The organism is Massilia niastensis DSM 21313 (assembly GCF_000382345.1).
Lineage (GTDB): Bacteria > Pseudomonadota > Gammaproteobacteria > Burkholderiales > Burkholderiaceae_D > Telluria > Telluria niastensis.
In genome coordinates this window covers 1-11,559 of record NZ_KB908105.1, presented here as the reverse complement: position 1 = coordinate 11,559, position 11,559 = coordinate 1, and the positions used below count along the sequence as shown (strand labels likewise).

The following is an 11,559-nucleotide window of genomic DNA, read 5'->3' as shown; positions in this document are numbered from 1 at the left end:
GAGCCAGGCGTCGCCCGACTCGCGCCATGCGCTTCCTCGCTGACTTCACGAGCGACATCAGGCAAATACCTCTGCCGCTTCGAAGCGCAGGCCGCGGTCGTCCTTCACCGACACGGACGGCGCGGATGCGATCGGCCAGTCGATGGCCAGGGTCGGGTCATTCCATGCGATGCAGCGCTCGTGTTCGGGCGAGTAGTAATCGGTGGTCTTGTACAGGAACTCGGCCGACTCGGACAGCACAACGAAACCGTGAGCGAAGCCTTCCGGCACCCACAGCTGCTTCTTGTTCTCGGCGCTCAGGATCTCGCCGACCCATTGGCCGAAGGTCGGCGAACCCTTGCGAAGGTCGACGGCCACGTCGAAGACGCTGCCTTCGACCACGCGCACCAGCTTGCCCTGCGCCTGCTTGATCTGGTAGTGCAGGCCGCGCAGCACGTTGAACGCGGAACGCGAGTGGTTGTCCTGGACGAAGCTGACCTGGTGGCCCACCGCTTCCTCGAAGCGGCGGTGGTTGAAGCTCTCGAAGAAGAAGCCGCGTTCGTCGCCGAACACGCGCGGCTCGAACAGGATCACTTCAGGAATGGCAAGGCGAATTGCGTTCATTTAGAAAACCGTCTCTTTCAGGATGCGCAGCAGGTACTGGCCGTAGCCGTTCTTCTTCATCGGGAGGGCGAGCGTCTCGAGCTGTTCCGAGGTGATCCAGCCCTTGCGGAATGCGATCTCTTCCAGGCAGGCGACCTTCAGGCCCTGGCGGTGTTCCAGGGTCGCGATGAAGTGGCCGGCCTCGAGCAGCGACTGGTGGGTACCGGTATCGAGCCAGGCATAGCCGCGGCCCATGATCTCGACGTCCAGCTTGCCGAGGTCCATGTAGATGCGGTTCAGGTCCGTGATCTCGAGTTCGCCGCGCGCCGATGGCTTGAGCGAGCGGGCGAGTTCGACCACGTTGCTGTCGTAGAAATACAGCCCGGTCACCGCATAGTTCGAGCGCGGCGCGGCCGGCTTTTCTTCCAGGCTGAGCGCCTTGCCCTGCGCGTCGAAATCGACCACGCCATAACGCTCGGGATCCTGCACGTGGTAGGCGAACACGCTGGCGCCATCGAGGCGCGCGTTGGCACGTTCCAGCAGGTGGTTGAAGTCGTGGCCGTGGAACAGGTTGTCGCCCAGGATCAGCGCCGACGGGCTGCCATCCAGGAAATTTGCGCCGATCGTGAATGCCTGCGGCAAGCCCTCCGGCGCCTCCTGTACCGCATACGAGAGGTTCAGGCCCAGGTAGGCGCCGTCGCCGAGCAGCTGCTGGAAGCGCGGAACGTCCTGCGGAGTCGAGATGATCAGGATGTCGCGGATCCCGGCCAGCATCAGGGTGCTGAGCGGGTAGTAGATCATCGGCTTGTCGAACACCGGCAGCAACTGCTTCGACATGGCCAGCGTGGCCGGATACAGGCGGGTACCGCTGCCGCCGGCGAGAATGATGCCCTTGCGTTTCATAGGTTTCCTTGCGCCGCCAGTTCGGCAATCAAACGGTTCACGTAATGGCGCCAATCCGGCAACTGGAGGCCGAACTCTGCGCAGAATCGATCGGTGTCCAGGCGCGAATTGCGCGGACGCGCCGCCAGGGTCGGATACGCCTCGGTAGCGATTGCATTCACCTGTTGCGGCAGGGCTTTCAGCGCCGCGCCGTGTTCCAGCGCCTGCGCCAGTACATGCTGTGCATAGCCATGCCAGGTGGTGGCGCCAGCCGCGGCCAGGTGGTAGGTGCCGGACAGCGTCTGCGCCGTGTCGCCAAGAGAGGCGATGCGATGCAGCGCCAGCGCCGTGGCATCGGCCAGCAATTCCGCGCTGGTCGGCGCGCCATGCTGGTCGGCGATGACGTTGAGCTGCTCGCGCTCCTTCGCCAGCCGCAACATGGTCTTGGCAAAATTGCCCCCGCGCGCCGCGAACACCCAGCTGGTGCGCAGGATCAGGTGGCGCGCGCCGCTGGCGCGAATGCCTTCCTCGCCTTCGCACTTGGTGCGGCCGTACACCGACAGCGGATTGGTCGCATCCGTCTCGACATAGGCGCCGTCCTTGGCGCCGTCGAACACGTAGTCGGTCGAGTAGTGCACCAGCCAGGCGCCGCAGGCGGCCGCTTCCTGCGCCAGGACCGCCGGCGCCACGGCGTTCACATTGCGCGCGGTCTCGGCATCGCTTTCGGCCTTGTCGACCGCCGTGTAGGCGGCCGCATTGACGATGACATCGGGGACGAAGGCGCGGACGCAGTCGCGCAGCGACTCGGGATGCGTGAAGTCGGCCTGCGCGCGCCCCAGGGCGCGCAGTTCACCCAGCGGCGCGAGCGCGCGCTGCAGTTCCCAGCCAACCTGGCCATCCTTGCCCAACAGGAGGATCTTCATGCCGCGTACTGCCTTTCCGTCCATTCGCGGTAGGCGCCGCTGGTGACGTTGCCAACCCATTTCTGGTTCGCCAGGTACCATTCCACCGTCTTGCGGATTCCGCTGTCGAAGGTTTCGGCAGGACGCCAGCCGAGCTCGCGCTCCAGCTTGCCCGCGTCGATCGCGTAGCGGCGGTCGTGGCCGGGGCGGTCCTTCACGAACGTCATCTGCGACGCGTACGGCTGGCCGTCGGCGCGCGGCTGCAGTTCGTCGAGCAGCGCGCACAGCGTACGCACGACCTCGATGTTGGCCTTCTCGTTCCAGCCGCCGACGTTGTAGGTCTCGCCCAGGCGGCCGGCTTCGAGCACGCGGCGGATCGCGCTGCAGTGGTCGGTCACGTAGAGCCAGTCGCGGATCTGCTGGCCGTCGCCGTAGATCGGCAGCGCCTTGCCGGCCAGCGCGTTGTGGATCACCAGCGGAATCAGCTTTTCCGGGAAGTGGTACGGGCCGTAGTTGTTCGAGCAGTTGGTGGTCAGGACCGGCAGGCCATAGGTGTGGTGGTAGGCGCGCACCAGGTGGTCCGAAGCCGCCTTGCTGGCCGAGTACGGGCTGTTCGGCTCGTAGCGGTGGGTCTCGCTGAAGGCCGGCGCGTCGCTTTCCAGCGAGCCGTACACCTCGTCGGTCGACACGTGCAGGAAGCGGAACGCCGCGCGCTCGTCCTGCGGCAGGCCGCTCCAGTAGGCGCGCACCGCTTCGAGCAGGTTGAAGGTGCCGACGATGTTGGTCTGGATGAAGGCGCCCGGGCCTTCGATCGAGCGGTCGACGTGGCTTTCGGCGGCGAAGTTCAACACCGCGCGCACCTTGTGCTCGGCGAGCAGGCGCGCGACCAGCGCCGTGTCGCCGATGTCGCCATGGACGAAGACATGGCGCGCGTCGCCCTCTAGGCTGACCAGGTTCTGCAGGTTGCCCGCATAGGTCAGCTTGTCCAGGTTCACCACGGTCTCGCCGCTGTGAGCGAGCCAGTCGAGGACAAAGTTGGCCCCGATGAAACCGGCGCCGCCGGTAACCAGAATAGTCATGCTTAACAGTTCCCTAGTTTTCTTGAATGCTGATGTGTCATCGCCGCCCGCGCCATCCGCGGGCGTACGTCCGCTTACAGGCCCAGTACAACCTTCGCCGCGATGGCGATCTGGTAAATAATTTGCGTCATGTCCTTGAAGATCTGGCGCGACTTGACGTCGACCTTCGGCAGTACCAGGACTTCGTCTCCCGGGCGCAGCGTGGCATTGCCGCCCTCTTCGAAGCTGCCGTCGCGGTGCGCGACCACGATCTTCGAGCTCTCGGCGTTCTGGGTATAGCCGCCGGCGCGTGCGATGTAGTCGCCCACCTTCAGCGTGCGCTCGAAGGCGACCGCGTTCGGGAACATCACCTCGCCGCTCACCAGCACCAGGCCGTCGCGCGTCGGGATACGGATCACGTCGCCGTTCTCGAGCAGCAGGCTGTCGCGCCCGGCGCTCGATGCGATCTGCACCTGGCCGCTCGGCTCGATCTTCTTCGCGCGTTCTACCCATTGCAGGATCAGGTCCGACTCCTGCTTGCGCAGGACGGCTTCGTCGCTGGTGCCGCTGCGCGCGGTGAGCACCGCCGACTCGAGGCTGCGCATCGAGGTCTGCAGCATGGCGCGCTGGCGCTCACGCACGCTGACGCGGTACAACTGGATGCTGCCAGCGTCCGACAGCGGCGTCATGCGCACCTGGCCGAGCAGTGCGCCGATGCGCGAGCCGTACGGCAGCACGTATTCCTGCTGTCCCTGGTGCTCGCCTTCGACGCGCACGGTGATCGTGCCGGGCTTCTTGTCGGCCGTGAACTCGACGTCGTCGCCGTTGCCGACGCGGACCGCGCGGGCGTCGGCCAGCGCGTAGTAATCGGTGTTGCGCACCACGCCGGTGTTGCGCACCACGCGCACGTGGGTCGCGGCCGCGGACGGCTTGGCCAGGCGCGCCAGTTCCTCGATCGTCATCCCGGCGCCGGTGAATTCGAAGCGCTTGGCGTTGGCGGCCAGGCCGCTCACGCGCACGGTGCTCTGGCGCGGCGCCACGAAGATCACGTCGCCGTCGCTCAGCTGGATCTGCGGAATGGTCCCATCGAGCAGGAAGTCATACAGGTTGATCGTGGCGCGCACCTGCTGGCCGCGCTTGACCTGCACCGTCAGGAAGCTGCCGCGATCGGGGTCGATGCCGCCCGCCTGGTCGAGGTAGTTGAGCAGGCTGTCCATGCTGGTGCCGTTGTACATGCCGGGACGGTTGACGAAACCGCCGACGAAGATCCGCACCGGCTGCGCCGCCGCCAGGCTGGCATAGCCCGACACGTTGGCGCGGAACACCCGGCGCATTGCCGCCTCCAGGGTGCGCTGCAGGTCGCGGTTGCTCACGCCGGCCAGCTTGACCGGGCCGACCTGCGGTACGAACAGGTTGCCCTGCGGGTCCACCACCAGGATGCCGTCGAACGAGAAGCCGCCCCAGATCCGTACCTGGATGCGGTCGCCGATCGCGACCAGGTAGTCGGGATTGAACTGGGTCGCGCCGCCGAGCGCGAAGCTGCCCGAGAACAGCGCGGCGCCGAACACGTCGGTGGCGCGGTTGGCGCTGTAGTCGTAGCGCTGCGGCGCCTGCATCGGCACCTCGGCCGGCAGCGGCTGCGCGCCGGCCTGCGGCTGCTGGGCGGCGGCCTGCGCCGCGGCGGCGCGCTCGGCCAGCAGGTTGCCGGTCAGGGCCGCGGTTGCCGTGGTCGGCGTGGCCGGCGCGGCCAGCGCGGCGGCGCAGGCGGACAGCAGCGCGACGGCGAAAGAACGGGAAACAAAACGACGAATCATGCTGAATTAATCCTTGTGGTCGCGGACGATCGCGGCGAGCAGGTGGACGACACCGGCCAGCAGCAGCGTGACCAGTACCGACACGATGATGTTGTAGACGCGGCGCGGCTCGAGCGCCTGCTGCGGCAAGGTCGGGCTCTGCACCACCGAAACCTTCTTCATGTTGCGCGTGGCTTCGACCCGGCCTTTTTCCAGCGCCACCAGCGCCGTCTTGTAGACGTCGTTGGCGAAGCCGGCTTCCATTTCCAGGCGCTGGTATTCCTCGACGGTGCTGTTCAGCGCCTTGCCGTTGCTCGAGGTCAGGCGCGCCTCTTCCTGCACCACCTGCTTCTCGATCGCCTCGATCTGCAGGTCGATCTCGACCACCGCGGCGGCGGTCGGCTCGAGGTAGCCCAGCAGCGCGGTACGGCGCGTCTGCAGCTCGGTGCGCTGCGCCTGCAGGCGTTCGACGACGCCGTTCAGCTGCTCGGCGCGGCTTTGCGGCGACACCAGTCCGTGCTTGTTCTGGAAGCGGATCACCGCCTGGCGCGTCTGCTGGAAGCGGTCGGCCATCAGCGCCACCTGCTTCTCGACGAAGGCCACCTGCTCGCGCGCCAGCTGGTGCGCCATCTCGTTCATGGCGCGCTCGCCTTCCTGCACCAGCACGGTCGTGATGGCCTGCGCGGTGCGGGCGTCGAAGCCCTGCGCCTTGATGACCAGCACGCCCGAATACTCGTCCAGCTCGACGCTGACACGGCTCAGGTAGTACTGGAGGAACCATTCGTCGGACACGTCCTTCGACCACATGCGCGACAAGGGGTCGCGCCCGCTGTCGCTGAAGTGCGCACGCAGGTGCAGCTTCGCATCCAGCTTCCTGAGCATGTCCATCGACAGCAGGTAGTTGCGCAGCAGGAGCTCGTCGCTGCGGCTGCCGTTGACGCCTCCCAGCAGCGAGCTGAAGTCCATCGTGTGACTACCGGCCATGTCGGTGCGCTGGACGATCACGTTGGCTTGCGAGACATAGCGGTCGGACGCGATCACGCCCCAGTACAGGGCGGCGGCCACGCAGACCATGCCGGCGATGCCGAACACGCCGCGCTTGCGCACCGGCGCAGCCATGCGGAGCGCGCGCTGGCGCAGGCGCGCCAGCTTCGATGCCGGCACCGGGCCGGCGATCAGCTCTTCCTTGATACGGTCATTCATACAGCAATGCTTTCCTTGTAGTGTTTCAGGGCGTCGCCGATATCGTCGAACCAGTGCGCCTTGCCCTCGTGCAGCCAGATGCCGGCGGTGCAGAACTCACGCAGCGTGCTGTCGCTGTGCGACACCATGATCAGGCTGGCGCGATCGGCCAGGCCCTTGAAGGCCTTGTTGGCCTTGCTGCGGAAGGCGGCGTCGCCGGTCGAGGTGACTTCGTCGGAGATGTACACGTCGAAGTCGAAGGCCATCGACATCGCGAACTGCAGGCGCGACTTCATGCCGGAGGAATAGGTCTTCACAGGTTCGTCGAACGACGCGCCGATCTCGGCGAAGTCCTGCATGAAGGCGAGGCGGTCGGCCATGTCTTCTTCGCGGCCATGGATGCGGCAGACGAACTTGGCGTTCTGGCGCCCGGTCAGCGAACCCTGCAGGCCGCCGCCGAATCCCATCGGCCAGGACACATTGCAGTGCCGCTCCACCCGGCCGCGGCTCGGCGTGTCGATCCCGCCCACCAGGCGCAGCAGGGTCGACTTGCCGGCGCCGTTGCGGCCCACCAGGCCGACGCTGACATTCTTCGGAATCGTGAACGAGACGCCCTGCAGCACCCAGCGGCCGGGGCCGCGCTCGGTGCGGTAGCGCTTGTGCACATCGTCGACGATGATCATTGGCTCACCATGCGGTTGGCAAAGCGCACGTGCAGCGCCAGTCCGAAGAAGACCAGCACCAGGGCCCAGCCGTACAGGTAGGCCAGGCTCAGGTCGGTCAGGGTGTGGTAGTAAGGCGCGAACGCCAGGCGCGCCGATTCCAGGCCATGCACCAGCGGGTTCAGCGACAGAAAGCCGCGGTAGGGCTCGGGGATCGCGCCGATCTGGACCATGACGCCCGAGGCGATGTAAGCCGGCATCATGATGATGTTCACCAGCTTGCCCATCTCGGGGATCAGTTCGACGGCCACCGAGGTAATGAGGCCAAACCCCAGGCCGAACAGCCATAGTCCGAGCAGTGCGCCCAGCAGGGCCAGCGGATCGGCCGGGCCGACCTGGTGCCCGAGCAGGGCCAGGATCAGGACCGACAGCACGACCACGAGCAGCATCAGGAAGCCTTCGCAGGCGGCGCGCACCAGCACCGTGTCCACCGGCTTCACCTGGCGGTACGTGAACAGCGCGCGATTGGCGCTGATCGCATTCGTGCACTGGTTCGCGGTGCGGCGGAACAGGAAGAACGACAGCATGCCGATGGTCAGCCAGACAGTGGCGTCGATGCCGCCGACCGAGGTGACGCGCACCATCGTGAACAGCGCCAGCATGACAAACACGTGGATCAGTGGCTCGACCAGCAGCCAGACCCAGGCCGCACGTCCGCTCGCCAGACGGTTGACCGTCTCGCGCAGCAGCAGTGCCTTCCAGGTAGCAGCAGTGATAGATAGTCCTGAACGGGAAGCCGTGATCATGCGAGTTTTCTCAATTGACAAAACGCTACCAATATAAGTCCCCTCAGCTTTCTATGAAAGCAATGTATTGACGTCCCGACAGAGGGAGGCACCGTTGCGGAAGGGAGGCGGACCACTAATGGCCGAGGAATAAATCGATGGACCTAAACTTAACTTCGAGAATTGTAGTCCATAGGGAAAATTTGCTCTAGACCTAGCCTGACCACCTGTTTATCGGTGTAAATACAATTTTTGAGCGAAAAATATGGACAAATTGCGGCTGTCAATTGTGTTCGTCGAAAAAATTTAACAATTGCGACAGTCTTTGTGGAAATTAACTAACAGCTTGGTGACATTCGGCGACAATCTCACAAGAATGGTGATCATCTTTGAATGCTGAATAAACAGCGCTATTTCCATACGGAAACTAAAAATAATTTGGGACTTCCCTTGATGTGTGGCGTAGAAGCAACGAATTTTACTGCTAAACCAATGAAAGGGAATTAGGACGACGCACTGGAATAGCAGTGAGACAAGGAAATGAAGCACCTACATGCAAGCAAAATGGCATGTGGCGGCATTGACAAAAGCGCGGAAGCTGGTTAGTAGGCCGCGATGACCTGCTCGAGGTCGTTTTTTGTAAAAAATGTTCAGCCACCGTCAGGACGACGGCAGATCAATAGTGACATGGCGGGTGCGCGAACCTGGCGAGGCCGGCGCCGCATGGTGGGAAGAAAAAGCCTTGCAACCACTCCAGGCCGGCAGAAGTCGCTGCCGGGATGGATGCTTACTTGGCGAGGGGCGCCTCGGTCCCCTCCAGCTCGAACTCCTCGACGGAGCGCAGCGATTCGATGCGGCGGCGTGCGCGCCGGCGGCCTGCGGAGGCGACGCAGGCATAGGTGGCCAGGTACAGGGCAAAGCTGAAGAAGGCGGCGTTCAGCAGCAGTGCCGGAATGTAGGCGAACTGCACGGCGAGCAGCGCTGGCACCAGGGCGACAGCCCACAGGAAGGGCGACACGCAGGCGTTGCGCAGGGGCGCGGGAAGCGCACGGAAATAGCGCATGGCGATCGCCACCTTGATCAGGCTGTGCAGGTGCCAGCTGTCCGGTTCGCCCGGATGGCGGCGGCACCACAGGCGGCGCAGGATGGTGAACAGGGTCTCGAACACCGGGTAGCCGCAGGCCAGCAGCGGCGCCCAGGCCGACACCGAGGGATTGCGCGACACCAGCATGACCGACATCCAGGCCAGCAGGAAACCGAGCAGGTAGGCGCCGCCATCGCCGAGGAAAAGCTTGCCGAACGGGAAATTCACCAGGAAGAAACCGGCGGTCACGGCGCAGATGACGAAGCATAGCTGGGCCAGGTGGATGTCGCCGGCGTCCATGGCGATCAGGCCGAGCGCGCCCATGCTGATCAGGACGGCGCCGCTGGCCAGGCCATTGAAGCCATCGATGATGTTGACGGCATTCGCCACCCCGCCCACCGCGAAGGCGGTGAACACGACCGAGAACGGCAGCCAGGACAGCATGGCGTCGAGCGGCGCCAGGCCGCTGTACTGCAGGCTGATGTCGGTCAGGCTCCAGCAAACCACGCCGCTGGCCATGGTCGCGAGCAGGCGCGCGCGCACCGAGACATTGCGGGTGAGATCCTCGGCCAGGCCGAAGACGAAGGCCGGCAGCGCAGCCACCAGCACCGGCAGCAGCAGTTCCTGCTGCGGCTGCGGCAGGGCGCACAGGGCCAGCCACAGACCGATCATGATCGCGGCGCCGCCGATGCGTGGCGTCGGCGTGTTGTGAAATTTTTGCACCCCGTGGGTGGCGTCGAGCGAATAGCGGCCGTGCCAGCGCGTCGTCAGTACCAGCAGTAGCGAGCAAATGAGCGAGGCGGCAAAGCCGAGTTCGAGACTGGCGAATGGCAGGTTAATAATACTCATAGAACCACTTTGTTAACTCGTCAATTCTATCGCATTTCTATTACGCCAACGACCAATCGTGCACTGCAGCACTTCTGCACGGCCTTCTCGCAAGCCCTTGATTGTTCAGGAACAATCGGAAGATTCTATTAAGTTTGCGCTACTTCAAGCAATCCGCCTGAAACTTCTCCTAATATTTATCGACAATTTGTTACACTTTTCTTTTCGGCAATTGGATGGAGAAGCATCCTCACCGGCGGTTTTATTGCAGATTCCACAATGGCAAGCAATTGGGATTATCCACGAAGCATTATTTGCTTACTTGCGGCTACATTGTTGCTAATGCCCTGCCCTGTTCCGGCCCAGCCGGCGAGCGACCTGGCCGAGGCGCGGGCGCGGCTGCTGGAGGCGGAAACGCGCCAGGCGATCGCCGAGGCCGAGCGCGCCGAACTGCTGGCGCGCCTGCCGCCGGCCCAGTCGAAACCGCTCGCAGGCAGGGTCGACACCCGCGAGTTCGGCGCGGCCGGCCTGGCGCGCGCCTTCGACCTGGCGCTCCAGCTGGCCTCTGAGGTATGCGCCGTGCTGCCGCCCGACCGCACGACGGTCGTGTACGATCCGGCCACGGCCCAGGGCGTGGTGGCCGCCCGCAGCGTCGACGCCGCGCTGTTCCGGCTGGCGGACGAGCTGGCGGCGCGCAACCGCGAACTGGCGCGCTATATAGAATCCCATACCCCGCCCGGCTCCAGCGCCGGCGCCCTGCCGCTGGCTTGGCTGGCGACGCCGCCGGCCACCCTGCGTGCGGTGGCCGACCTGGCGGCGCTGTTCAAGGGCGATGTGTCGGCGGCCGGGATCGGCTATGGCGAGGGCGCGCGCGCCCTGTTCGCCAGTGCGCTGGCGCGCGCCTGCCCGGAGCGGCTGGCGGGACTCGGCGGCGGCTATCTCGGTGAGCTCGACTGGACCCGCCACGAGCGCCTGCTGGGCCGGGTGCGCGCGCTGGGCGGGCACCGGGCGAACCTGGCCCAGCACATCGCCACCCTCGACCGGCTGGCGGCCGGGGCCAAGGGAGACCTGAAGAAGGAACTGGCGGCGGTCGGCAATGCGGCCGAAGCCCAGCTGAAGGCGGTCGACACCTTCATCGAGTCGCTCAAGGCCGGCGAAGCCAGCGAAAAAAGTCCCCTGTTCACCGCCGCGCGCTACCTGGGCCAGGCCGAACGCAGCCTCGACGCCCTGGTGCTGGACGCCGACCTGCGCCTGGAGGGCATGAGCATCGTGCGCGACAACCTGTTTACCGGGCAGCGGCTGGGGCTGTCGGGAGTGGCGTTTCTCTGGTACCGGCTGCACGAGACCGATGGGCGGCTGGTGCGCGCCGATGCGCTGCGGCGGATCAGCGCGCCGATCGAGGTGGACCTGCGCGGCGGCGAGGCTGGCGATGGCTTCTGGAGCGGCGCCAGTGGCCAGAGTCGGAGTCTGCCTGATTAAGTGCGGTAGGGTGGACAGCTTGCTGTCCACGCGGCGATAGGGAAACTAGTGGAGCGGCTACCCACAATTTTCTCCAAAAGGTCTAACCTGACGGGTAAACCCTGTCAGGAGGCCATCGTGAACAAGAAGTATGTTGTGAAGCTGACAGCTGAAGAGCGCGCGCAGTTTGAACGCATTGCCCATACAGGCAAGTCGGCAGCGTGGAAGATTCTGCACGCCCAGGTGCTGCTCAAATTGGATGAGGGTGAACATGGCCCTGGCTGGGAGACCGCACAGATTGCCGAAGCGTTCGGCGTGACGATGCGCAGTATCGACAATTGGC

General features: G+C 64.9%; 10 protein-coding genes and 1 pseudogene. 2 read left to right on the top strand and 9 right to left on the bottom strand.

The annotated features are described in order from the left end of the window. Positions 1-57: 57 nt before the first annotated feature. The 9 genes from rfbC to H162_RS31140 form a co-directional block, all read right to left on the bottom strand. Positions 58-603: a dTDP-4-dehydrorhamnose 3,5-epimerase gene (rfbC, locus tag H162_RS0117340; RefSeq protein WP_020654756.1), complete on the bottom strand. Its 546-nt coding sequence runs from the start codon at positions 601-603 to the stop codon at positions 58-60. Next, entirely contained in the window at positions 604-1,485 is an 882-nt protein-coding gene (gene rfbA / locus H162_RS0117335; RefSeq protein ID WP_020654755.1) for a glucose-1-phosphate thymidylyltransferase RfbA, read from the bottom strand. Beyond that, positions 1,482-2,387, bottom strand: coding sequence for a dTDP-4-dehydrorhamnose reductase (gene rfbD, locus H162_RS0117330; protein ID WP_020654754.1), 906 nt, complete (start codon positions 2,385-2,387; stop codon positions 1,482-1,484). Before rfbD ends, rfbA begins: the two co-directional genes overlap by 4 nt. Next, entirely contained in the window at positions 2,384-3,445 is a 1,062-nt protein-coding gene (rfbB, locus tag H162_RS0117325; protein WP_020654753.1) for a dTDP-glucose 4,6-dehydratase, read from the bottom strand. The genes rfbD and rfbB overlap by 4 nt, the downstream gene beginning before the upstream one ends. 74 nt (positions 3,446-3,519) lie before the next feature. Continuing rightward, positions 3,520-5,238 carry a polysaccharide biosynthesis/export family protein gene (locus H162_RS0117320; RefSeq protein WP_020654752.1) on the bottom strand — a complete coding sequence of 573 codons (1,719 nt, stop codon included), beginning with the start codon at positions 5,236-5,238 and terminating at the stop codon, positions 3,520-3,522. A 6-nt stretch (positions 5,239-5,244) separates the two neighbouring features. After that, the gene (locus H162_RS0117315) at positions 5,245-6,420 is read right to left on the bottom strand and encodes a KpsE/RkpR family capsule polysaccharide export protein (protein ID WP_020654751.1); all 1,176 of its coding nucleotides are present in this window, start codon (positions 6,418-6,420) and stop codon (positions 5,245-5,247) included. Further along, on the bottom strand, positions 6,417-7,082 hold the full coding sequence (locus tag H162_RS0117310) for an ABC transporter ATP-binding protein (RefSeq protein ID WP_020654750.1): 666 nt from the start codon (positions 7,080-7,082) through the stop codon (positions 6,417-6,419). The genes H162_RS0117315 and H162_RS0117310 overlap by 4 nt, the downstream gene beginning before the upstream one ends. Then, the gene (locus H162_RS0117305) at positions 7,079-7,867 is read right to left on the bottom strand and encodes an ABC transporter permease (protein WP_020654749.1); all 789 of its coding nucleotides are present in this window, start codon (positions 7,865-7,867) and stop codon (positions 7,079-7,081) included. Before H162_RS0117305 ends, H162_RS0117310 begins: the two co-directional genes overlap by 4 nt. Before the next feature lie 766 nt (positions 7,868-8,633). Beyond that, on the bottom strand, positions 8,634-9,779 hold the full coding sequence (locus tag H162_RS31140; RefSeq protein WP_020654748.1) for an MraY family glycosyltransferase: 1,146 nt from the start codon (positions 9,777-9,779) through the stop codon (positions 8,634-8,636). A 321-nt stretch (positions 9,780-10,100) separates the two neighbouring features. Between H162_RS31140 and H162_RS0117295 the strand changes: the two genes are divergently transcribed. Further along, the gene (locus tag H162_RS0117295; RefSeq protein ID WP_020654747.1) at positions 10,101-11,237 is read left to right on the top strand and encodes a hypothetical protein; all 1,137 of its coding nucleotides are present in this window, start codon (positions 10,101-10,103) and stop codon (positions 11,235-11,237) included. A gap of 117 nt (positions 11,238-11,354) precedes the next feature. Then, positions 11,355-11,559 (top strand): annotated as a pseudogene (locus tag H162_RS0117290) (helix-turn-helix domain-containing protein); the annotation flags it as partial.